The following is a 22,895-nucleotide window of genomic DNA, read 5'->3' on the forward strand; positions in this document are numbered from 1 at the left end:
CCGCGACAATCCAGCGTCGCCTCAGCTAGAGGTCAGCGCGGTAGGCCGCGAGATTCATCACCCGTTCGTACAGCGGGCCGGCGCCGATCTGCTCGCAGAGGTCTTCGAACCCGCTGTGCGGGCCGCGCCAGGCCAACTCGTCGACGCCGTCCGACACCGGCGCATCGGTGCGCACCGTGGCGATGCGGCGGAACAGCAGTGCGAGGTCTCGCTCAGCTGCCAGCGTTGCGGCGAGACCGGCGGCGCCGCGGACCTTCGGTTCCCAGTCGTCGTGCGAGTCCGGGATGTTCTCGATGTGGCCGTAGTGCGAGAGCATCACCGACGTCGACTTGGCGCCCCAGCCCTTCAGGCCCGGAAAGCCGTCGGCGCTGTCGCCGACTAGGCCCAGGTAGTCGGGTATCGAGAGGGGCCTCACACCGAACTTCGCCTCGACGCCCGCCGCGTCGACGACCTCGTCGGCCCGGCGGTCCCACTGGACGACTTTGCCGCCGACGCACTGGCCCAAGTCCTTGTCGGGCGTGCAAATGAACACCTGCCGGACACGGTCGTCGTCAGCAGCCATCGCGGCGCCGGCAGCCATGGCGTCATCGGCTTCGAACTCGATCATCGGCCACACCGCCACGCCCAGCAGCCGCAGCGCCTCCTCGGTGGGATGGAACTGCGACAGCAGGTCGGGTTCGATGCCCGAGCCGTCCTTGTAGCCGGGCCACAGGTCGTTGCGGAACGACTCCACGACATGGTCGGTGGCCACAGCCACGTGTGTGGCACCGCCCTCCAGCAGCATCACGATGTTGCCGAGCACGCCGCGCAGTGCCCCGACCTCGCTGCCGTCGGACGCCTTCCGGCTGGGCACCGCAAAGAAGTGGCGGAACAGCTCGTAGGTGCCGTCGATCAGGTGAACGTCGACCTGACCGCCGACGGGCGGCGCTCCCGCTGATCCCTCCATGGCCGCGACCCTAGAAGGCCGCCGCACCAGAGGCTGAGCCGTATGGCGAAGCCGTGGCCTGAGCGGCCCGTGAGCGCAGCGAACAAGAGCGGGAAACCACAGGTGACGCAATGCGGAGCTGCGCCTGTACGCGCATTCTCCAAAGACGTCCGAGGCAGGCCGCTCTAGAGTTGGCGCGGCCGATCCGCCGGGAGAGACCTCCGGCAAGGCACCGCACACCACGGCGACCACCGCGTACGACAACCCATGACCCTGAGGGGACGACATGAAGGTTCCGTTCACTGTTTCCGACTTCCTGTACCGGGCCGAGAACGTCTACCCGGACCGGGTGGCGCTGGCCGACGAACCCGAAACGCCCGGCGGCGGGCTCGGGGAGATCACCTACGCCCAGTTCGGCGAGCTCGTGCGGGCCCAGGCGGCCAAGCTGGACCAGCTCGGCATCGGGCACGGCGATCGGGTGGCGATGGTGTCGCAGAACGCCGGCCGGCTGATGACGTCGTTCTACGGCGTGTCGGGCTACGGCCGCATCTTCGTGCCGATCAACTTCCGCCTCAGCCACGACGAGATCAGCTACATCATCGATCACTGCGGCGCCACGATGCTGCTGGTGGACCCCTCCATGGAGGACACCTGCAAGGACATCGACGTGGAGCACTTCGTGGTGATGGGCACCGACGCCGACGACCAGATGTACGCACCGGGCGTCGAGCCCGTCCCCTGGACGCCCGACGAGGACATCACCGCCACCATCAACTACACCTCGGGCACGACCGCCCGCCCCAAGGGCGTGCAGCAGACCCACCGGGCGCTGTGGGTGAACGCCACCACCTTCGGCTGGCACTCGGGCGTCAGCGACCGTGACGTGTACCTGCACACGCTGCCGATGTTCCACTGCAACGGCTGGGGCATGCCCTACGCCGTGACTGGCATGGGCGGCAAGCACGTGGTGCAGCGCGAGGTGCGCGGCCCCGAGATCCTGAAGCGCATCGAGCACCACGGCGTGACGCTGATGTGCGGCGCCCCTGCGGTCGTGGCTGCCGTGCTGGACGCTGCAGCCGAGTGGGAAGGCCCCATTCCCGGCAGCGGACGGGTGCGGATGGTGGTGGCGGGCGCCCCGCCGCCCACGCGCACCATCGCCCGGATGGAGACCGAGCTGGGCTGGGAGTTCATCCAGATCTACGGACTCACCGAGACGGCACCGCTGCTCACCATGAACCGCTGCCGGCCCGAATGGGACGATTTCGAGCCCGACGAGAAGGCGCGCAAGCTGAGCCGGGCCGGCGCGCCTGCCATCGGCGTGAAGATCGACGTGGACAACCAGGGCGAGATTCTGGCCCGGGCCAACGTGGTGCTCGAGGGCTACTGGGAGCAGCCCGAGGCGACTGCCGAGGCCATCACCGACGGCTGGTTCCATACCGGCGACGGCGGCTCGATGGACGACGAGCACCACGTCACGATCTCGGACCGCAAGAAGGACGTGATCATCTCCGGCGGCGAGAACGTGTCGTCCATCGAGGTGGAGGACGTGCTGTTCAGCCATCCCGCGGTGACCGAAGTGGCCGTGATCGGCGTGCCCGACGAGAAGTGGGGCGAGACCATCAAGGCCCTGGTGGTTGTCGACGCCACAGCCGACGCGGTGACCGACCGCGACCTCATCGACTTCTGCCGGGACAAGATGGCGCACTTCAAATGCCCGACCAGCGTCGAGTTCCGCGAGGAGCTGGCCCGCACTGCCACCGGCAAGCTGCAGAAGTTCAAGCTGCGTGCCCCCTACTGGGAGGGCATGGAGAAGCAGATCAACTAGAGGGGCTCTACGCCGCCTTCGGCCCGGCGGCGCTCCACGAAGTCGGTGAGCTCGGCGCGGATCGCGTCGTCCATCGGCGGCTCTTCGTAGTCGGCCAGCAGTTGCTTCCAGATGCGATTCGCCCGCTGGGTGGCGTCGAGCGCGCCGTCCTCGTGCCACGTCTCGAAATTGCGCCAGTCCGACAGCGTCGGCTCGTAGAAGGCGCTGTCGTAGCGCTCCAGCGTGTGGGCGGCACCGAAGAAGTGGTTGGCCGGCCCGACCTCGGCAATGGCATCGACGGCCAGTGACGCGTCGTCGATCTGGGTGGGCTGCAGCATGGCCCGGATCATCTGGATCATCTCGGCGTCGATGATCACCTTCTCATAGGAGGCGCACAGCCCGCCCTCGATCCAGCCGAGTCCGTGCAGCACGTAGTTGATGCCGCCGACGATGCACGCCCACAGCGACATCTGCGACTCGTAGGTGGCCTGAGCATCGGGAGCGTTGGAGGCGTTCGCGTTCGAGGCACGCAGCGGCAAGCCGTAGCGGCGAGCCAGCTGCCCGCTGATGATGGTGGCCCTCACGTATTCGGGCGTGCCGAACGCCGGCGCGCCCGACCGCATGTCCACATTCGACGTGAAGCTGCCGTAGACGACCGGCACGCCGGGGTTCACGAGCTGCGCCAGCGTGATGCCGGCGAGCGCCTCGGCGTTCTGCAGGGTGAGTGCGCCGGCGATCGTGACCGGTGCCATCGCTCCCGCCAAGGTGAACGGCGTGTACACGACCGGCTGGCCGTGGCGGGCCAGCTCGATGGCACCCTCCAGCATCGGTTTGTCGTACACGAGCGGCGAGTTGGCATTGACGACCGTGTGGATGGACGGCTCGCGCAGCAGCGTCTCATGGTCGATGCCGCGGGCGATGCGGGCGATCTCGATGGCGTCGCTGACACGGGTGCGGCCCAGCGAGTAGCAGAACCCGGGCTTGGTGGACAGGGTGTACATCGCCGACACCGCATCCAGGTGACGGGTGCGCACCTCCAGATCGATCGGCTCGACGGAGTGGCCGGTGCAGGTGTCCGCCGCGTCGAGCGCCTGCTGCAGGCGCAGCATGTTGCAGAAGTCGGCGTAGTTGCCGCTGACCCGGCCACGATCGAGGTCGGACACGTTCGGCGGGCTGCCGACCATGCCGAAGACGACCCAATCGTTGCCGAAGACCACGCTGTTGGCCGGATCGCGAGCATGCAGCGTGAACTCGGACGGGGCGAGCGCCACCTGCTCGACGACCATCTCGGGATCGAACCGCACCCGCACGCCGTCGTCCGAGCTGGCGCCCGCCTCGAGCAGGATCTGCACGGCTTCGGGCAGCAGGAAGTTCATGCCGATCTCGGACAGCACGCGCAGCGATGCCTCGTGGATGCGCTCGACTTCGTCGGCGCTGATGAGCTCGACGGGCCGGAAGGTGTTGCGTGCCTGCTGCCGGGGTGCCGCCGGGATTGCGGCGGCATCCCGACGTTTCCGGCCTCGACGCGTCACTGCAGCGAACCGTACGGTCCTGTCTGGATCACGTCAATATGAGCGCGATGCCGGATTTGCATGAACAGAATGTCAGACGCGCAACCCGGCCAGGATGTCCGCTCGCTCGTCGTCGGTCGGCGAGCGGCCCACGTAGATGTCGAAGTAGTACGTGAGCGCTTCGATGCGAGGGTCCATCGGCTCATCGACCTCGAGTTCGTACCAGCCCATCTGCAGGAAGTAGATGGTGCGCGCACGGTGGAGTCTCATGACCGGGTCGCTCACTTCGGACGCGAGCATCTGCACGCATGCATCCACCCGCCGCTCATCGGTGGCCCTCAGCTTCTGCCACAGCTCGGGATTGCTGCGGCCCCAATTCCGCACGGCTACTTCGAGACGCGGCTCGAAGCGCTCCATCCCCAGCCAGCAGCGCATCAATGCGACATACCGGTCGACGATGCTGCCCTCCAGCGTGGCTGCCCGGATGATCGAACCTGAGTTGGTCTCCTCCCACACCTCGAGCAGGCGGCTGAGCAGGGCTTCATGGTTCTCGAAGTGCCAGTAGAAGCTGCCCCGGGTGACGCCGAGCCGCTTGGCGAGCGGCAGCACCTTGACAGCGCTGATGCCATCGGAAACGAGCACGTCGAGCGCGGCCGCTACCCAGTCGTCTGCGCTTAGGCGTGCCCGCTCAGCCATCGGACCACCCTATCCAGCGACCTGCCGCTCGGCAGTTGCGGGTGTGAGCGCCACTACGGATAGACAGAGCGAACACTCTTGGAGTCATGACTCCCACAATGCGTCTACGCTCTGATGCGGAGCCGGGGCCCCAAGCGGCCCGTGAGCCTGTATCGAATCGAAATCGGCAACAGGAGCGGGAAGAAACTCGTGCGAGTGGAGGAGCTGGCATCGGCGCACGCGGTGAGCGTCGACACCGTGCGCTACTACCAGAAAATCGGGCTGCTGCACCCGCCCGTGCGCCAAGGGCGAACGGCACGCTACGACGAGTCCCACGCGCGGCGGCTGGGCGAGATCCGGCGCCTCTCCGCAGCGGGCTTCTCGCTGGCGCAGATCCGCCAACTCGGCGACGGCGACGACGATCCGATGCTGATGGCGCTGGGCTCACGCCGCGATGACACCCTGACCTTCGACGCGCTGGTGCAGCAATCCGGGCTTGACGAAGAACTCGTGCGATTGGCGACCGACACCGGCCTGGTGCGACCGCTGCGCACGTCCGCAGGCGCTGGCGATGATGCTCCGGGGGCTGCCGACGGCAACGGCGGCAACAGTGAGACGGCGGACGGCGAGGGTGCCATAGGCGGCATGCTCTACAGCGCCGGTGCGCTGACCATGCTGCGCGCAGCCACAGAGCTGCTGGCCGCCGAGATGCCGCTCGACGATCTCATCGGCCTCGCGCTGCGGCACGCATCGAACATGGAAGCTGTCGCTGCCGACGCCGTCGGGCTGTTCGCCGACCGCTTCGCCGACCGGCCCGCTGCAGAACGTGCCGAGCTGGCGGCACGCTTGATCCCGCTGGTCACCGATCTGGTGGCGCAGCACTTCCGCGCATCGCTCGTGGAACACGCCACCGAGCGCATCCTGGCCGGCGACATCGACGATGAACCGGCCGAGCGCGCCGCTGTGGCCGCGGAGGCCGCGCCGAGCGCACCTGGCGCATCGGCGGGACTGCGCGCCAGGCGCACCCTGACGCTGGAGTGCCGTGAGCTGTCCAGCGAACTGGACCCGCTGGCGGTGTACGCGGCCTCCGACGCGTACCAGCGGGTGTATTGGGCGTGTCCCGACGGCGACCTGGAGTTCTGTGCGCTCGGCAGCGCCTTCGACGCCAGTGCCGAGGCCGGTGCCGACCGCTTCGCCTCCGTTGCTGAGGCGATGAGCTACCTCGATGTCACGGTGACCGGCGACAGCGGTGATCCGACGGGACCCCTGCTCGTAGGAGGGTTCGCCTTCAGCGATGAGCAATCGCCGGCCGGCTCCGCGTGGGAGCCATTCGGCCGGGGTCGTCTGACCCTGCCCGAGGTGTTCCTCGTGCGGAGGGGCGGTACGGCCTGGCTGACAGCAGTGCCGGGCGCCGACCTGAGCCCGATCATGGCTGCGGCTCGATCGGGCGTCGAATCGGTCTGCGCAACCTGCGGAGTGGCCGACGGCAGCGGCGTCTGCGGTCTAGAGGCTGAGCTCGTGGCCCGAGCGGCCCGTGAGCGGAGCGAACAAGAGCGGGAAGCAACTGGCGATGCAGCGGGAAGGTGCACCGATCCGCGCACGTGCGCAGTTCCAGCGGCGTGCGTCGATGACGACCCCGAACTGGCGGAGGGGCCCGCGAGCGATCTGAATGCGGCGGCGCTGGCCGTGCTCGGCGGGAGCTACCGGGCCGACGACAACTACACCGAACTGGTGCGGCGCGCCCTCGGCAGGATCGCTGACGGAGGGCTGGACAAGGTGGTGACGGCGCGGGAACTGCATACCGCGTCGGGGCTCGAGCCCATCGCCGTGCTCAACCGTCTGCGGTCGCGCTACCCGTCGTGCGTCACGTTCGCATTCGGGCGCGGGCCGCAGACATTCTTCGGCGCCACGCCCGAACAACTGGTGCACTGCGACGGGCTGCGGCTGCAGACCGATGCGCTGGCGGGCTCGGGGCGCCGTGTCGGCGATCCGGCGCGCGACCGGGAGCTTGCCGCCGAGCTGCAGCGCGACCCCAAGGAGCTGACCGAACACGCGATGGTCGTCACCGACGTGCGCGACACGCTGCGAGCCTGCGGCGCAGCACTTGATGCCCCCTCGCCGACCGGCGTCATGGAATTGCGGCGCATCATGCACCTGCACACGCCGATCAGCGGGCGCGTCCCCACCGGCACGACGGTGCTGGAGCTTGCGGCCGCTCTGCACCCGACCGCGGCAGTCGCAGGACTCCCGCGGCGCGTCGCCCGCGATTGGATCTCGCGCCACGAACGCTTCGAACGCGGCTGGTACGCAGCGCCGGTCGGCTGGACGACGCTGGACGGGCGGGGCGAATTCCGCGTCGCGCTGCGCTGCGCGCTGACCGGTCCCGCCGAGACCCGGCTGTTCGCCGGCGGCGGCATCGTGGAGGGCGCAGATCCCGATGCCGAGCTGGCCGAGACCAACATCAAGCTCGAGGCCCTCCTGTACGCGCTCGAGGACGACTGAGCGGCAGCATGCAGATCTCCGGCGACGACGCTGCCTACCTGGCCTGCCGGTCCCTCTGCGAGGGGCTGGTGGCCGCGGGCGTGACTGATGCAGTCGTGTCGCCGGGCTCGCGGTCGATGCCGCTGGCACTCACCGTCGACGCCACCGCCGCGCTGCACACGTGGGTCCGGATCGACGAGCGGTCGGCCGGTTACTTCGCGCTCGGGCTGGCCAAGGGCTCGGCGCGGCCGGTGATGCTGGTGTGCACTTCGGGCACTGCGGCGGCCAACTACCTGCCCGCTGTCGTCGAGGCCCACTACTCCGGCGTGCCGCTGGTGGTGGTGACCGCGGATCGGCCGCCGGAGCTGCGGGGCTGGGGGGCAGGGCAGACCATCGATCAGCACGGGCTGTACGGCAGCCACGTGCGCTGGTTCTGCGAGACGCCGGTGCCCTCGGAATTGCCGGCGGATCAGGCGGTGCGGTGGTTCGGCGTCGCGGCGGCCCGCGCGGTGGAGCAGGCGACCGGCTCGAACCCCGGTCCCGTGCACCTCAATCTGCCGTTTCGGGAGCCCTTGGAGCCGCTGCCATGCTGACCGCATGGGCAGAGGCACACGAGCGGGGGGTGGTGGCCGCCGGGCCCATGTGGGACGGGGACCGGTGGGTGGAGGCTGTGGCGGAGTTCTGCCGGGCCTCCGGATGGCCGCTGCTGGCTGAGCCCTGCTCGCAGCTCCGGCGTGAGCTGGACGGGGTGGCGGTCACCGATCATCACGACCTGCTGCTGCGCACGCCGTGGGCCGATGCCGAGCCGCCCGATGCGGTGCTGCGCATCGGCGGCGCGCCGACGAGCAAGCCGCTGCGGCTGTGGATCGAGCGCCATCGCCCAGCGTTCGCATTCGTCGATCCGGCCAGCACGTGGACTGATGCGAGCTTCAGCGTCTCGCTGCACATGACGATCGGACCGGAAGCCGTGGCCGACGCGGCCCGCACGCTGTCGGCCCCGGGATCCGGGTGGGCGCGGCGATGGGCCGACGCTGATGCACGCGCTGGCGCCGCAATCGACGCTGTGCTCGACACCGAGCCGCTGCTCGAAGCCGGCGTGGCTCGCCAACTCGGACGCAGCCTTCCGGCCGGGCATGCGCTGTATGTGTCGAACTCGATGCCGGTGCGCGACGTCGATTCGTACTTGCGAGCCCGCTCAGAGCCCTTGACGGTGCATGCCCACCGGGGCGCGAGCGGCATCGACGGCGTCATCTCAGCTGCAACCGGTGTGGCTGCGTCGGGTACCCCGGCCACGGTGCTGGTGGGCGACCTGGCATTCCGCCACGACATCGGCGGGCTCGTCGGTGCGTTCGACACTGAGCCGCTCGCGCACGGCGGGCCCGGCGGACTCGATCTCACCGTGGTGGTCGTGGACAACGGCGGCGGCACGATCTTCTCGTTCCTGCCTGCCTACGGGGTCATCGACCCCGCAGCGTTCGACCGCCTGCTGACGACGCCGCCTGGGCGCAGCAGCAGAGAATTGGCGAGCGGACTCTCAGCAGCCATGGGCTTTGAGCACCACCACATCGACTCGAGCGACGAGCTGCATGCGCTGCTGTCTGGGCCCGGGTCGAATCGGGGCGTGCGGATCATCACCATCGACATCGACGCAGACGCCAACCGCGACCAGCACCGCCGGATCGCCGAGGCAGTCGAGGCTGCCATTGGGGCGCAGCCTCCAGGCCCGCAGTGACCGGCAGCGACTCGCCGCTGCAGCTCGCCTCGACCGGGGCCGGCAGCGGGGATCCGGTCGTGATCATCCATGGCTTCACCGGCAGCGGCGCGGCGATGGCACCGCTCATCGGCCGGCTCGACGGCTGGCGGCGCATCGCGGTGGATCTCCCCGGTCACGGTCGCAGCCCGGCGCCGCCGCAGCCATCCCAATACAGCGTCGAGGCCATGGCGGAGTCGGTTGCCAGGCTGGCAGCCACGGCCGCCGATGAGCCGTACCACGTCATCGGCTACTCGATGGGCGGCCGGGTGGCGCTTGCGCTGGCGTCAGCGCATCCGGAGGTGTGCAGGACCCTGACGCTCATCAGCGCAACTGCCGGCATCGCCGATGCCGCGGAGCGGGCACAACGTCGCCGGGCCGATGAGGCACTCGCCGACCGGATCGACGAGCACGGCCTGGCCCGCTTCGTCGACGGGTGGATGGCATTGCCGATGTGGGATTCGCTCAGGGCGAGTCTCGGCCCAATGGCCTGGCAGGCGTCCATCGATCAGCGCCTGCGCTCCGATCCCACCGGTCTGGCGAATTCGCTGCGCGCCGCCGGGACCGGATCGATGACGCCGCTGTGGGACCGCTTGGGCGCCCTTGACGTGCCGACGCTGGTCATGTGCGGCGAGCTGGACGCAAAGTTCGTCGAGATCGGCCTCCGCATGTCGGAGCTGCTGCCGCGCAGCGAACTCGCGGTAATGCCCGGAGTCGGCCACGCCGTCCATCTCGAGGCTCCCGACCTCTGCGCTGACACCGTCGCCGACTTCATTCACCCTTGAGGGGCGAGCGCCGGCGAAGCTTCGGCGCTCGCAAGGGTCAGCCCTCCGGCAGCGGGAACTCGAACGCGCCGGGCAGCAGCTCGGCAACGGTGGTGTTCTCGTTCACCGCGCAGTCAGGACCTCCTGCTTCGAGCAGCAGTTGGCGGCATCGGCCGCACGGAGCAAGCAGGTCGCCGCCTGCGTCGGTGACAGTCACGGCGACCAGGCGGCCGCCGCCGCTGCGGTGCAGGTCGCAGACCAGCGCGCACTCGGCGCAGAGCGTCAGCCCGTACGAAGCGTTCTCGACGTTGCAGCCAGTGACGATTCGGCCATCATCCACGAGGCCTGCCGCGCCGACCCGGAAGTTCGAGTACGGCGCATACGCCGTGCGGGACGCCTCGTGTGCCTGAGCGCGCAGATCGGCCCAAGGGATTGCTGTGTCGTCGGTCATGCCGATCATGGCTCCCGCGTCGTCTGAGCGACGAGAGTACGAGCCAATAGCGTTCAAGCCGTGCAGGTGACGCTGCAGGAATTCGAGCTGCCGCTGCTGCGCCCGCTGCTGACCGCCCACGGCTCGATCGTCGTGCGGCGGGGCATCGAGGTGCGCGTCGGCAGCGACGCCAGCGTCGGCACCGGCGAGGCGGCACCGCTGCCTGGCTTCGGAGTCGAGACCTACGACGAAGCTCTGGCGGCACTGCAGCGCTGGGCCGAGGATCCGGAAGGCGAACCGCCCCACGAGCCGTGCGCTGCCGCCGCCGTGGAATCGGCGCTCACCCAGCTCGATGCCGAGATCGAGGGCGTCACGCTGTCGACGCTGCTGGCCGACAACCTGCCCACGCAGCGACGCATCGCCACCCACGCGCTGGTATCCGACCTGGATCCCGAGGCTGCGGCGCAACGCGCCGCACGCGCCGCAGCGACCGGTCACCTGGCGGTGAAGCTCAAGGTCGCTGCCGACGGTCACCGCGGCTCCGGCGCCAATGGCAGCACCCCGATACCCGTCGGCGAACAGACGGCACGCATCGCTGCGGTCCGCCGCGCCCTGCCCGCAGGCGTGGCCTTGCGACTGGACGCCAACGGCGGCTGGGATCGTTCTACGGCGGTCAAGGTGCTGCGCCCCGTCAGCCACCTCGACATCGAGTTCATCGAGGAACCCACGCCCCAGGCCGCTGACTGGGCACAGATCAGCCGAACGGTCGGCATCAGGGTGGCCGCCGATGAACACCTGCGCGATGCCGATGCGCTCGACCGGCTCATCGAGGTGGGTGCCATCGAAGTCGCCGTGCTCAAGCCGGCTGTGCTGGGCGGGCCGCATGCCACCTACGACTTGGCGCGGCGGGCGGCGATGCGCGGGGTGCGGTCGGTGGTGTCGTCGTTCATCTGCGGGGCGGCGGGGCTGCGGATTGCTCGGGACACTGCTGTGGCTGTTGATCCGCGTGGGGTTCATGGCATCGGCACTGCTTCGCTGTTTGCTGAGCCTTTGCCGGAGGATGTGACTCCCAGCGGCGGCTACCTGCCCGTTCCTACCGAGGCGTCTGCCAGCGCGACTTGAGCACCGCGTTCACACCCGGGCAGCGCGAGGGCAGCGGCCTCCGTGCTTCAAACAGTTGCGACGCCATTGCTGAACGGTGGATGGGCTTTGGCGTCGCAAAACTGCGCGCGGAGGCCGCTGCCCCCGCGCTGCCCTCGCTGTTCCGGTCCCTCGGCTCTACTAGAGGCGCCAGCGTTGGGTTTTGCCTAGGGGGGTTTGGGGGAGCTCTTTGACGAGTTCTAGGGCTTGGGGGGCGCAGTAGGCGGGGAGGTGCTCCTTGATGGCGTCGCGGAGTGCTTCTAGGTCGGGGGGCTGGGCGTGGTTGGTGGGGACGATGACGGCGGTGACGGCTTGGCCCCACTCGGGGTCGGGGCGGCCGACTACTGCTACTTCTGAGATGTTGGGCAGGTTGGCGAGGATTCGTTCCACTGCTACTGGCCAGACCTTTTCGGCGCCGGTAGTGATCATGTCGTCGACTCTTCCGAAGACTGACAGTTGGCCCTCGTCTGACAGGGCGCCGGCGTCGCCTGTGGGGTACCAGCCGTCGTCGGTTCGGGGGTCGGTGCCGTCTCGGTAGCAGCGCAGCAGCATCTCGCAGCGGAGCTGTACTTCGTCGTTCCGGATGCGCAGCTCTACGCCGTCGAGTGGCCAGCCTTCGTACACCACGCCGCTGAACGTCTCGGTCATGCCGTAGGTGGCGACGGTGTTGGCGGGCCGGTGGGCCGGCATGGCGGAGCCGCCGAGCAGGATTGCCCGGAACGCCGACGGGTCGGTGCGGGCGAGCGCGGTGGGCACTAGCGACGTGAGCGTTGCGCCCTGGCGGGCGGCCGCCTCGACTGCGGTCGCGTCGAAGCCGTCGTGGACTTCCACGGGAGTGTCGGTCAGCAGTGCCCGTACCACGACGGCCAGGCCGCCGACGTGCGCTAGCGGGAGGCACGCCAGCCAACGGTCGGTGCTGGGGTCGACAGCGAGCGCGGAGCTGGTCGCCATGGCGTTGGCCTCGATGGCAGCGTGGGTGAGGACGGCGCCTTTCGGATCGCCAGAGCTGCCGCTGGTGGCCATGACAAGCGCGTCGCCGGTCTCGATGTCCCAGCCGCTGCGGCGGCGGTGGCGGCCCGCTGCGTCCACCACGACGCTGGCGCCCATGCGCTCGATGAGGGACTGCTGCGCCGCGTCGGGAAGCCGCTGATCGACCGGCAGCACCGCATCGCCGCTGTCCCAAGCCTGCTGCAGCTCGGCCACGAAGCGATCACCGCCGCCGATTGCCAGCGCCACCAGTCGTCGCACGGCGCGGACATTACCGACGCGGCCGCCCGAGCCCGCCGGCATTTGTGCTCGACCAGCGTGACGCTGCGGAGTTGTCAACTGCGGGCGCGAGACTGTCGGATGCATGGGCACGACGACGCCGACGCTGCGCTGGACCGGCGCCAGCATCGAGATCATCGATCAGACGCGGCTGCCAGCCGAGCTGGTGCTGATCGACGTATGCGATACCGCGACGGCGGTCGACGCCATCGAGCGGCTCGCCATCCGGGGCGCGCCTGCCCTCGGTGCCTTCGGGGCGCTAGCGCTGGTCGTCGGCCTCGACGAGACGCAGCCTGACTCGCTGAGCGACGCCCGCGCAGTGCTCGAACGTCTCAGGACCGAGATCGGCGATGCCCGGCCGACGGCGGTCAACCTGCGCTGGGCGGTCGATCGCACGATCGATGCCGCGCTGGGCGACGGGGCAGCGGCCGACATCGCCGCAGTGCGCCAGCGCCTGCTCGACGAAGCCCTCGCCATCGCAGACGAAGACGCGCAGGCGTGTGCCGAGATCGGTCGGCTCGGGCGGGAAGTGCTCGCGGAGGCCACAGTGATCGCGACCCACTGCAACGCGGGACGCCTCGCCACCGCTGGCGACGGAACAGCGCTGGCGGCGGTGTATGCGAAAGCGTCTTGCGGTGAATCCGTGCGGGTGCTGGCGGCAGAGTCGCGCCCGCTGCTCCAGGGTGCCCGTCTCACGGCATGGGAGCTGGCCGACGCGGGCATCGACGTGTCGGTGGTCTCCGATGGCGCGATGGCCTCGCTGATCGCCCGGGGCGAAGTGGACGCCGTGATCGTGGGAGCAGACCGCATCGCCGCCAACGGCGACACGGCCAACAAGGTCGGCACGCTGGGCCACGCCCTGGCTGCCGCCCACGCAGGCATCGGCTTCTACATCGCGGCACCGACCACGACCATCGACGCAGCCATGCCGTCGGGCGATCGCATCGTCATTGAGCAGCGGAATGCCGACGAGGTGCACCACGCGGGCGGGATTCGCCTCACGCCAACAGGTGTGGGAGCAGTCAATCCAGCCTTCGACGTGACGCCTGCCCGCCTGATCACCGCGATTATCACCGACGCGGGAGTCCTGCATCCGCCCTATGGCGAGTCCATCGCCGATGCACTGGCAGCAACCCGGTGTTCACCAGCGGAAGACGACCGGTGCTGAATCGCTGGGACGACGCCGAGGCGGCGCGCTGGACCGAGCTGGGCGACCTGGGCGAGATCACCTACGGATCGCGCCTGGTGGGCGCCGATCCGGCACTGGTGCTGCACGGCGGGGGCAACACCTCGGTCAAGGGCACCAGCACTGACGCTTGGGGCGAGCCGGTGCCGACGCTGTGGGTGAAGGGCAGCGGCTGGGACCTTGCCACCATCGAACCGCCGGGCTTCGCACCCCTCCGACTCGAACCGGTGCGCCGGCTGGCCGAGCTGCCGGAATTGAGCGACACCGAGATGGTGAACCAGCTGCGCATCCACCTGCTGGACGCCTCGGCACCCAATCCCTCCGTCGAGGCGATACTGCATGCGCTGCTGCCCCATCGCGCGGTGCTGCACAGCCACGCCGACGCCGTGCTGGCGCTCACCAACACAGCCGACGGCGATGCGAGGGTGCGCCGGCTGTGGGGCGACCGAGCCGTCGTGGTGCCCTACGTGATGCCCGGCTTCGATCTGGCCCGTCGCTGCGCGGACGAATGGCAGGCACAAGCCCACGACGGCACCGAGGCGATGGTGCTGCTGAACCACGGCATCTTCACCTTCGGCGAAACCACGCGCCAGGCGTACGACTCGATGATCGATCGGATCAGCGAGGCCGAGCAGTGCCTTGCCGAAGCGGGCGTGCCGTCATTCGGCGAGAGCGACACGAGTGCGGCCGAGGGCCGCAGCGGGCGTCGTGCCAGCCCCGACGACGTCGAGACGGTGACGGAACTGCGTGCAGCGATCTCGGCAGCGGCGGGCGTTCCGATGCTGCTGCGAGCCGTGCACGACGAACGTGTCGAAGCGTTCTGCGGCCGTGATGACCTGACTTCAGTGGCGCAACGGGGGCCGGCGACGCCTGACCACATCATCCGGACGAAGCAGTTCCCGATGGTGGGTCGTGACGTGGACGCGTTCGTTGAGGGCTACCGCGCCTACTTCGAGCGCAACGACGCCCGGCACGACGCAGATGGCTCGCAGACCACGCTCACGATGCTGGACCCGGCACCGCGCGTGGTGCTCGACTCCCAGCTCGGGCTGTGGACCGCAGGCCGCCGCGCAGTCGACTGCGACATCGCCGCGGACATCTACCTGCACACCATCGACGTCATCAACGCTGCGGAGGCCCTCGGGGGCTACGTCGCACTCGGCGAAGCCGATCTGTTCGACGTGGAGTACTGGGAGCTCGAGCAGGCGAAGCTGGCGCGGGCCGGGGCGCCGGCTGCGCTGGCGGGACAAGCGGCGCTGGTGACAGGAGCGGCCTCTGGGATCGGACAGGCCGCAGCCGCAGCACTGGCTGCAGCGGGAGCGGCAGTGGTCGGGATCGACATCGACCCTGCTGTCGCGCACGCCAACGACGGCGGCAGCGACCGGCTGGGGGGCCCGGCATGGCTCGGCATCGAAGCCGACGTCACCGATGCCAGAGCCATGACCGCAGCGGTTGCCGGCGCGGTCGAGCGTTTCGGCGGCATCGACATCGTGGTGGCGGCGGCTGGCATCTTCGGTCCATCGGCGCCGCTGGAAGAGCTCGTTGATGACTCCGGGCTGGGCACGGCCTGGCAGCAGACGTTCGACATCAACGTGAGCGGCGCGGCGAACACTCTCGCCGCGGCTCATCGGGTGATGCGGCACTCGGCGACCGGTGGACGGGTGGTGATCGTCGGTTCGAAGAACGTGCCCGCGCCGGGACGCGGCGCCGCTGCCTATTCGGCTTCGAAAGCAGCGCTGACGCAGCTCGCCCGTGTGGCGGCACTCGAATGGGCGGCCGACGGCATCACCGTCAACATCGTGCATCCCGACGGCGTGTTCGACACAGGACTGTGGTCTGACGAGCTCATCGCCGAGCGCGCCGCCAGTTACGGACTCACCTCCGAGCAGTACCGGCGGCGCAACCTGCTCGGCCGCGAACTGGCGTCAGCTGATGTGGGCGCCCTCATCGCCCAGATGTGCGGCCCCGCATTCGCCCACACCACCGGCGCCCAGATCCCCCAGGACGGCGGCAGCGACCGGGTCGTCTAGTCACCGTCACCGGCGACCGGTCGTCTAGTCGCCGGGGGCCGCGCCGGCCATGAGCAGGCCGATCTCCTCACGGGTGGCTGTGCGAGGATCGACGGTTGCCACGATGCGGCCCTCGTACATGACGGCGACCCGGTCGCTGAGCGCCAGCACCTCGTCGAGCTCGGCGGACACGAGCAGCACGGCCGTGCCCTCATCGCGCCGCTCGCGGATGCGGCGCCAGATGAACTCGATGGCGCCGATGTCGATGCCGCGGGTGGGCTGCGCCGCGATCAGCAGGTCGATCTCGTCGGAGAACTCGCGGCCCACGATGAGCTTCTGCTTGTTGCCGCCCGACAGGCTGTCGGCCGGGGACTCCACGTCGGGCGTCCGCACGTCGAAGGTGGCCACGACATCGCGGGCGTGGGAGTCGATGCGTTCGCGGCGCAGCATGCCGCCCGCCGCGAACGGCCGCTTGAAGTAGCGGTTCAGGACCGAGTTGTCGGCCACCGAGTACGAGCCGATGAGACCGTGCTTGGCCCGGTCCTCGGGAATGTGGCCCACGCCGATCACCGTGACCTGGCGCGGCCGGGCTCCCGACGCATCCCGGTCGCTGATCGACACCGTGCCGGCGGTTGCGTGGCGCAGGCCCGTGATGGCTTCCACCAGCTCCCGCTGACCGTTGCCCTCCACGCCGGCGACCCCCACGATCTCGCCGGCGCGCACCTCGAGCGACAGCTCGTCGACGGCACGCTGGCCGCGGTCGTCATCGGCGCAGAGGCCGGCAATGTCGAGCACCACGGGCCGCCCCAGGTCCTCAGGGTCCGTCACCTCGGGGACTGGGACTCCGCCGTCGGGCTCAGCCTCGATCGGGGCTGCCGACCCGACGCCGGTGGCACCGGACTCGAACCGGTCGCCGTGCAGGTCGACCGCGCGGCCGACCATCAGCTCAGCCAGCGCTGCCTCACTGGTTTCCGCAGGCGTGGTGGTGCCCACCACCCTGCCCTCGCGCAGCACGACAATGTCGTCAGCCGCGGCCATGACCTCGCGCAGCTTGTGCGTGATGAACACGATGCCGACGCCCTGGTCGGTCAGCCCGCGCAGCACGTCGAGCAGGTGGTCGGTCTCCTGCGGGGTGAGCACCGCAGTGGGCTCGTCGGCGATCAGCACGCGGGCATCGCGGTACAGCGCCTTGAGAATCTCGACCCGCTGCTGCGCCCCGACCGGCAGATCCTCCACTGCCGCGTCCGGATCGACATGGAGCCCGAATCGGTCTGCCAGCTCGAGCACCCTTCGGCGGGCCTGGGCCACGTCGATCATGCCGAGCTTGCGCGGCTCGGCGCCGAGCACGATGTTGCGCACCACGCTCATCGGCGGCACGAGCTGGAAGTGCTGGTGCACCATGCCGACGCCGCGGGCGATGGCGTCGTGCGGACTCGACAGCTCCACGTGCTCGTCGGCAATCACGACCTGGCCCGCATCGGGGCGGTGCAGGCCGAACAGAACGTTGACGAGGGTGCTCTTGCCTGCACCGTTCTCGCCCAGCAGCGCCAGGATCCGCCCGGGCAGCAGTTCCACCGACACGTCATCGTTGGCCACCACGGGGCCGAATCGCTTGGTGATGCCATGGCCGGCCAGCAGCACTTCCGGCACTGCACTCGGAGCAGCGGCTTCTGCGGCCGTGGCCATCATCGGACCTCGTAGGGTTGGCCCAGCGCAGCCGGGTCGCGCATGCGGCCGAACAGGCCTGCTGCGGCCACCACGATGATCGTGACGACGAACGGCAGCATCCCCACGAACTGCGCCGGGATGTCGAACGTGTCGTTGAGCTGGAACTGGCCTTGCAATGCCGTCGTGAAGCCGAAGAACAGCGCTGCCGCGTAGGCACCCAACGGGGTGCGACGACCGAAGATCATCACCGCCAACGCCAAGAATCCCCGACCGCCCGACATCGCCCGGGTGAAGGTGCCCACCGACTCCAGCGCCAAGTACGCACCGCCGAGGCCGGCCAAACCGCCCGCCAGCGTCACGTTCCAGTAGCGCAGCCGGATCACATCGATGCCCACGGTGGCCGCGGCACCAGGGTGCTCGCCGATAGCGGTCGTGCGCATCCCCCACACCGAGCGCAGCAGCAGCACGTGGAGCACCACGACCAGCACGAGCGCCAGGTAGGTCAGCGGCGGGCGGTTGAACAGCGCGGTGCCCACGACGGGCAGATCGGCGAGCGGGCCGAGCTCGATCGATTGATACTTCGGCTGGCCCAGCGAACGCCCCCGGTCGTAGAAGAACGAGGTCAGGCCCAACGCCGCGATGTTCAGGACCGTGCCGGCGATGATCTGATCGGTTCGCAGCCCGACCGACATCGCGGCCAGCATCCAGCCCATGGCCAGACCGGTGCTGACGCCCGCGACAACGCCCAAGAAGAGCGAGCCCGACATAGACGCCACGGTGAACGCCGTGAACGCCGACATCAGGAACTGGCCTTCGATGCCGATGTTCACGATGCCCGAACGCTCGCCGATCATGCCGCACATGGCGCCCAGCACCAGCAGGGTGGCGGCGCGAACGGTGCCCCCGAGCACTGCTGTGGTCTGCGCACCGTCCCAGGCGTAGAAGCCCCACACACACGCCACGAGCACGACGGCCCCCGCCACCGACCACACGCGCTGCGGCGACCAGCCGCCCATGCCGGCACCTCCCGATGCCGACCTCGCGTCCGAGCCAGCGCCTGCGTCGTGTGTGACGGTCATCGGCCCCACCCCGCACCGAGCGTCAGGCGGCGATCGGGCGCATCAGGCCGATCGCGCAGGCGCAGCAGCCACCGCACTATCAGGGGCGCAGCCACGAACAGCAGGATGAGCGCCTGGATCACGTCGATGATCTCGGGCGCAACCCCCGACTCGAACTGCATCTTGGCGGCACCCGCTTCCATCAGCCCCACCAGCAGGCCGGCGGGGATGACGGCGATGGGGTTCGTGCGGGCCAGCAGCGCAATCGTGATGCCCTCGAAGCCGAGGCCCACGTTCACCCCGGCCTCGAAACGACCGTCGACGCCGAGCGACTCGATCGCCCCGCCGAGGCCGGCCAGCAGTCCCGCTACCGCCATCGTCGAGGCCATGATCCAGCCCACCGAGATGCCGGCGTAGCGGGCGGCGTGACGGTTCGCGCCCACGCTGCGCACCTCGAAGCCGTAGGTGGTGCGTTCCAGCACGAACCAGCAGGCGAATGCAGCGAGCACTGCCAGCACGAAGCCTGCCGGCAGCCATCCCCACGTGGGGATCTCAGCCGACGGCTCCACCAGCGGGGTCCGGGCGATGATGTTGGAACCCGACCGGTCCTGCCAGGGGTTGGCGGCCAGCCAGTCGGTGAGGTTGCCGGCCACGAAGTTGAGCATGATCGTGACGATCACCTCATGCGCCCCCGACGTGGCCTTGAGCACCCCGGCGATGGCACCCCACGCGGCACCCGCAGCAGCGCCGACCAGCAGCGCCAGCGGGAGATGCACCACCAGCGGCAGGCCCTCGAGCCCGAAGCCCACGCCCGCAGCGAATGCTGCGCCGACCAGCAGCTGGCCCTGCCCGCCGATGTTGAACAGGCCTGCCTTGAAGGCGAAGGCGACGGCCAGGCCGCCGAAGACGAGCGGCGTCGCCTTCTGCAGTGTGCGCAGCAGCGCATCTGCATCGCCGGCCCCGCCGAGCACCAGCGCGCTGTATGCGCTGGAGACCGAGTGCCCCTGTACCGCGATGAGCACAGCACCGAGCAGCAGCCCCAGCACCACCGAGGCCACGGGGACCGCTGCAGCGCGCAGGATCGTGCGCGTCGAACTGCGCCGAGCATCGCTGGCGCCGTCGGACGCCTCAGGCTGCTGCGCAGGAGCGGGCGCCGCTGGGCCGGCGGGCATGCTCACCGTCGGGTGAGGTGCCCGCGGCCCACGGCGCCCCGCTCAGCTCGTGCGGCGTCCGATCAGCCCGGCGGCCATCCGGTGTCGATCTCGCCGGCGTTCAGGCCGGCAAGGACGTCGGCGAGCGTGGCCCGCATGTCGTCGGTGACGATGCCGTCGAAGTCATGGAATGGCGCCAAGCCGACCTCGCCGAGGAAATTGCCCCCGGCAAAGCTGCCATCGTGCGCCGCTGCGATCAAGTCAGCCACGCCCGGGGTGATGAGCTTCATTGCGCTCGTCACCAGGCACGGCCGCGCCTCGGGCACCGTGTTCCACTGGTCGGTGTCGACGCCGACGCAGTAGGCGCCCTCCTGCGAGGCAATCTCGATGAGCGCTCCGTTGCCGGTGGCGCCGCCGGCGCCGAAGATGATGTCCGCGCCCTGGTCGAGCGCCTGGCGGGCGGTGGCCGCACCCCAGTCCGGATCGCCGAAGGCGACGTCCAGGCCGCCGGGGTGGTAGGTGGAGATCGTCTGCACGTCCGGGTTGGTGTAACGCGCGCCGTGCTCCCAGCCTTCCTTGAAGGCCACGACTGGCGGCACCAGGTCGGTGCCCAGCACGGCGCCCACGATGTCGCTCTCGGTGAGCATGCCGGCGAGCGCTCCGGCCAGGAAGCCCGACTGGTCCTCGGGGAAGATCAGCCCGGCCAGGTTGGGCAGCGCCTCTCCCTGGAACTGGTCGACGCCGATGAAGAAGATGTCGGGGTTTGCCTGCGCGGCGGCGATGGTGGCATCGCCGAGGCCGAATCCGACGGTGATGATGACGTCGACGCCGTCTTCGATGAACAGGCCGATGTTGTTCTCGTAGTCCTTGGCTTCCTCGGTCTCGATGTAGTTCGCCTCAGCCCCGAGCGCAGCGGCGGCCTGCTCCGCGCCTTCCCACGCCGACTGGTTGAAGCTCTTGTCGTCCACCTTGCCGGTGTCGGTGACGAGCCCGATCTTGAACGGCTCGGCGTCGTCCATGTCGTCGGCCGGCTCCTCAGCCGCGGCCGTCGTCGCCGGTGCCGCAGCGGTGGTTGCCGCAGGCTCATCGCTGCCGGTGCATGCTGCGGCGAACACCGCCAGCACAGCAAACACGATCGCGAATCGTCTCGTGAGTACGGTCATTGGTTCCTCCCTGAGCGCAGGCGGCGGGAAGGCTCAGATACGCCCGCGCCCGACACCGGCGAGCCTATGCGCGCTCATTCCTCGACGAGTTCGACGAGCGTGCCGAGATTGCCTTTCGGATGGACGAACGCGACCGTGGTGCCGCGCGAGCCCGGCCGGGGGGCGGTGTCGATCGGCACGGCGCCGGCGTCGATCATGGCCGCGAGCGCGGCAGCGCAATCGTCCACCCGGTAGCCGATGTGGTGCAGGCCCTCGCCCCGGCGCTCGAGGAACTTGGCGATGGGCGAATCGGGACGGGTTGCCGCGGTGAGCTGGATGTAGCTGTCCGCCACCTTGATCAGCGCCTCTTCCACACCGTCGGAGTCGACGACTTCCCGGTGGGCCACCTCGGCACCGAACGCCTCGCTGTAGTAGTCGACTGCGGCGTCGAGATCCTTCACCGCAATGGCGACGTGATCGATCTCGGTCAGGATCATCAGGCTGCTCCTTTGGCGGCTTCCAGCGAAGCCGCGTGACGGGCGAACAGCGTGATGCGGTCTTCGCCGATGCGTTCGCGCTTGTCCGGATCGGTGATGCCCTGGCCCGGCTCGGAGGCCAGGCACAGCACGCCGAGCTTGCCCTCGTGCAGGTTGTGGTGGACCTGCCAGGCGGCCAGGCCCGTGTCGTCGAGCGTGAAGGTCTTGGACAGGATCGGCTGGATGCGCCCTTGATCGATCAGGCGGTTCATGGCCCACGCCTCGGCGTAGTTGGCGAAGTGGCTCGACACGATCCGCTTCAGCTTCATCCACAGATGCCGGTTGTCGTACTCGATCATGTACCCGCTGGTGGCGGCGCAGGTCACGACGGTGCCGCCCCGCTTGGCGGCGAACACCGATGCGCCCATGGTGGAGCGGCCCGGGTGCTCGAACACGATGTCGGGGTCGTCGCCGATGAGGCCGCGCACCTTCTTGCCGAAGCGCCGCCATTCGCCTTCGTCCTGGGTGTGGTCGTCGCTCCAGAACCGGTAGCCCTCGGCACTCCGGTCGATGACGTGCTCGACGCCGAGCTGGCCGAGCAGCTCCGCCTTGTCGGGCGAGCTGACCACGCCGATGGGCACGCCGCCGCCGTTGAGCACGAGCTGGCAGGCGTAGCCGCCCAGCCCGCCGGTGGCCCCCCAGACGAGCACCGAGTCGCCCTGCTTCATGCGAGCGGCGTTGTCGCCGACCAGCATCCGGTACGAGGTCGCGGCGCACAGTGCATTCACCGCCGCTTCCTCCCAGGACAGGTGCGCCGGCTTGGGCATGAGCTGGTTGGCCTTGACGATGGTGAGGTCTGCCAGACCGCCGAAGTTGCTCTCGAAGCCCCAGATCCGCTGGTTGGAGGCCTTCATCGAGTCCTCGTGAGCGGCGGGATCCTGGTCGTCGACGTAGTTGCAATGGACCACGACGCGGTCGCCGGGGCGCCAGTTGCGCACCGCCGAACCGCACTGGAGCACGACGCCGGAGGCGTCCGAGCCGAGCACGTGGTAGTCGAGCGCGTGACGGGCACCCCAGCGGCTCTCCCGGCCCAGCCGGTCCAGGAAGCCGAACGTCGGCAGCGGCTCGAAGATGGAGGTCCATACGGTGTTGAAATTGATGGCGCTGGCCATCACCGCCAGGTACACCTCGTCGGGCGCCAGCTCGGGCGTGGCGACCTCGCCGATGTGGGTGGCCTCGCGGGGGTCCTTGTCGGCCGAAGCACGGCCCTCGAACATCGTCTGCTCGTCGCGTACTACGTAGGCAGCCCTGAAGCTCTCCGGTATGGGCATGGCCTCGAGTTCGGGGCCCGATGCGCCGGCGGCGATGGCATCTGCGAACTGCTTCACGGAGCGGAACGCTAACGGTGCGGAAGGGCTGCGAGTTCCACGCTTTTGTGAGACTTCGGCGCAGCCTCTGG

The 22,895-nt window shown here is 69.3% G+C and carries 19 protein-coding genes; 8 read left to right on the top strand and 11 right to left on the bottom strand.

What is annotated here, in order from left to right; translation table 11 throughout:
* Positions 1 to 25 precede the first annotated feature (25 nt).
* Complete coding sequence (locus ACOGI5_RS04335) at positions 26 to 946, bottom strand: 5'-3' exonuclease (RefSeq protein ID WP_419863241.1); 921 nt, start codon at positions 944 to 946, stop codon at positions 26 to 28.
* Between the two features lie 265 nt (positions 947 to 1,211).
* Here ACOGI5_RS04335 and ACOGI5_RS04340 point away from each other — a divergent pair, with 265 nt between their 5' ends.
* Complete coding sequence (locus tag ACOGI5_RS04340; protein WP_419863242.1) at positions 1,212 to 2,750, top strand: AMP-binding protein; 1,539 nt, start codon at positions 1,212 to 1,214, stop codon at positions 2,748 to 2,750.
* On the opposite strand, the gene ACOGI5_RS04345 is transcribed toward ACOGI5_RS04340, so the two are convergent.
* Complete coding sequence (locus ACOGI5_RS04345; protein WP_419863243.1) at positions 2,747 to 4,261, bottom strand: trimethylamine methyltransferase family protein; 1,515 nt, start codon at positions 4,259 to 4,261, stop codon at positions 2,747 to 2,749. The two genes, ACOGI5_RS04340 and ACOGI5_RS04345, sit on opposite strands and share 4 nt — an antisense overlap.
* 72 nt (positions 4,262 to 4,333) lie before the next feature.
* Entirely contained in the window at positions 4,334 to 4,936 is a 603-nt protein-coding gene (locus tag ACOGI5_RS04350) for a TetR/AcrR family transcriptional regulator (RefSeq protein ID WP_419863244.1), read from the bottom strand.
* 195 nt (positions 4,937 to 5,131) lie between these two features.
* Between ACOGI5_RS04350 and ACOGI5_RS04355 the strand changes: the two genes are divergently transcribed.
* Genes ACOGI5_RS04355 through menH form a run of 4 tightly spaced genes read left to right on the top strand, consistent with a single transcriptional unit; the run spans position 5,132 to position 9,931 of the window.
* Positions 5,132 to 7,417, top strand: a complete 2,286-nt coding sequence (locus tag ACOGI5_RS04355; RefSeq protein ID WP_419863245.1) for an isochorismate synthase — start codon at positions 5,132 to 5,134, stop codon at positions 7,415 to 7,417.
* A gap of 8 nt (positions 7,418 to 7,425) precedes the next feature.
* Positions 7,426 to 7,989, top strand: coding sequence for a 2-succinyl-5-enolpyruvyl-6-hydroxy-3-cyclohexene-1-carboxylic-acid synthase (gene menD, locus ACOGI5_RS04360; protein ID WP_419863246.1), 564 nt, complete (start codon positions 7,426 to 7,428; stop codon positions 7,987 to 7,989).
* Positions 7,983 to 9,128, top strand: coding sequence for a hypothetical protein (locus ACOGI5_RS04365; protein WP_419863247.1), 1,146 nt, complete (start codon positions 7,983 to 7,985; stop codon positions 9,126 to 9,128). The genes menD and ACOGI5_RS04365 overlap by 7 nt, the downstream gene beginning before the upstream one ends.
* A complete protein-coding gene (gene menH, locus ACOGI5_RS04370; RefSeq protein WP_419863248.1) occupies positions 9,125 to 9,931 on the top strand; it encodes a 2-succinyl-6-hydroxy-2,4-cyclohexadiene-1-carboxylate synthase in 807 nt (268 codons plus the stop codon). Before ACOGI5_RS04365 ends, menH begins: the two co-directional genes overlap by 4 nt.
* Before the next feature lie 37 nt (positions 9,932 to 9,968).
* On the opposite strand, the gene ACOGI5_RS04375 is transcribed toward menH, so the two are convergent.
* Entirely contained in the window at positions 9,969 to 10,361 is a 393-nt protein-coding gene (locus tag ACOGI5_RS04375) for a cytidine deaminase (protein WP_419863249.1), read from the bottom strand.
* 60 nt (positions 10,362 to 10,421) lie between these two features.
* On the opposite strand from ACOGI5_RS04375, the gene menC reads away from it, so the two are divergent.
* Positions 10,422 to 11,462 (top strand): o-succinylbenzoate synthase, encoded by a 1,041-nt coding sequence (gene menC / locus ACOGI5_RS04380; protein WP_419863250.1) that lies wholly within the window; start codon positions 10,422 to 10,424, stop codon positions 11,460 to 11,462.
* Between the two features lie 159 nt (positions 11,463 to 11,621).
* Here menC and ACOGI5_RS04385 read toward each other — a convergent pair whose 3' ends face one another.
* The gene (locus ACOGI5_RS04385) at positions 11,622 to 12,728 is read right to left on the bottom strand and encodes a class I adenylate-forming enzyme family protein (protein ID WP_419863251.1); all 1,107 of its coding nucleotides are present in this window, start codon (positions 12,726 to 12,728) and stop codon (positions 11,622 to 11,624) included.
* Between the two features lie 103 nt (positions 12,729 to 12,831).
* Between ACOGI5_RS04385 and mtnA the strand changes: the two genes are divergently transcribed.
* Positions 12,832 to 13,914 (top strand): S-methyl-5-thioribose-1-phosphate isomerase, encoded by a 1,083-nt coding sequence (gene mtnA / locus ACOGI5_RS04390; protein WP_419863252.1) that lies wholly within the window; start codon positions 12,832 to 12,834, stop codon positions 13,912 to 13,914.
* Positions 13,908 to 15,962 carry a bifunctional aldolase/short-chain dehydrogenase gene (locus tag ACOGI5_RS04395; RefSeq protein ID WP_419863253.1) on the top strand — a complete coding sequence of 685 codons (2,055 nt, stop codon included), beginning with the start codon at positions 13,908 to 13,910 and terminating at the stop codon, positions 15,960 to 15,962. Before mtnA ends, ACOGI5_RS04395 begins: the two co-directional genes overlap by 7 nt.
* A gap of 24 nt (positions 15,963 to 15,986) precedes the next feature.
* On the opposite strand, the gene ACOGI5_RS04400 is transcribed toward ACOGI5_RS04395, so the two are convergent.
* From ACOGI5_RS04400 to ccrA, 6 genes are all read right to left on the bottom strand, one after another.
* Positions 15,987 to 17,627, bottom strand: coding sequence for an ABC transporter ATP-binding protein (locus ACOGI5_RS04400; RefSeq protein WP_419863254.1), 1,641 nt, complete (start codon positions 17,625 to 17,627; stop codon positions 15,987 to 15,989).
* Positions 17,627 to 18,688 carry an ABC transporter permease gene (locus ACOGI5_RS04405; protein WP_419863255.1) on the bottom strand — a complete coding sequence of 354 codons (1,062 nt, stop codon included), beginning with the start codon at positions 18,686 to 18,688 and terminating at the stop codon, positions 17,627 to 17,629. Before ACOGI5_RS04405 ends, ACOGI5_RS04400 begins: the two co-directional genes overlap by 1 nt.
* Positions 18,685 to 19,839, bottom strand: coding sequence for an ABC transporter permease (locus ACOGI5_RS04410; RefSeq protein ID WP_419863256.1), 1,155 nt, complete (start codon positions 19,837 to 19,839; stop codon positions 18,685 to 18,687). The genes ACOGI5_RS04405 and ACOGI5_RS04410 overlap by 4 nt, the downstream gene beginning before the upstream one ends.
* 62 nt (positions 19,840 to 19,901) lie before the next feature.
* On the bottom strand, positions 19,902 to 20,981 hold the full coding sequence (locus tag ACOGI5_RS04415; RefSeq protein ID WP_419863257.1) for a BMP family ABC transporter substrate-binding protein: 1,080 nt from the start codon (positions 20,979 to 20,981) through the stop codon (positions 19,902 to 19,904).
* A gap of 74 nt (positions 20,982 to 21,055) precedes the next feature.
* The gene (gene mce, locus ACOGI5_RS04420; protein ID WP_419863258.1) at positions 21,056 to 21,457 is read right to left on the bottom strand and encodes a methylmalonyl-CoA epimerase; all 402 of its coding nucleotides are present in this window, start codon (positions 21,455 to 21,457) and stop codon (positions 21,056 to 21,058) included.
* The gene (ccrA, locus tag ACOGI5_RS04425) at positions 21,457 to 22,824 is read right to left on the bottom strand and encodes a crotonyl-CoA carboxylase/reductase (protein WP_419863259.1); all 1,368 of its coding nucleotides are present in this window, start codon (positions 22,822 to 22,824) and stop codon (positions 21,457 to 21,459) included. Before ccrA ends, mce begins: the two co-directional genes overlap by 1 nt.
* Positions 22,825 to 22,895 lie beyond the last annotated feature (71 nt).

Origin of the sequence: Candidatus Poriferisodalis sp. (genome assembly GCF_965208925.1) — a bacterium.
GTDB lineage: Bacteria > Actinomycetota > Acidimicrobiia > Acidimicrobiales > Poriferisodalaceae > Poriferisodalis.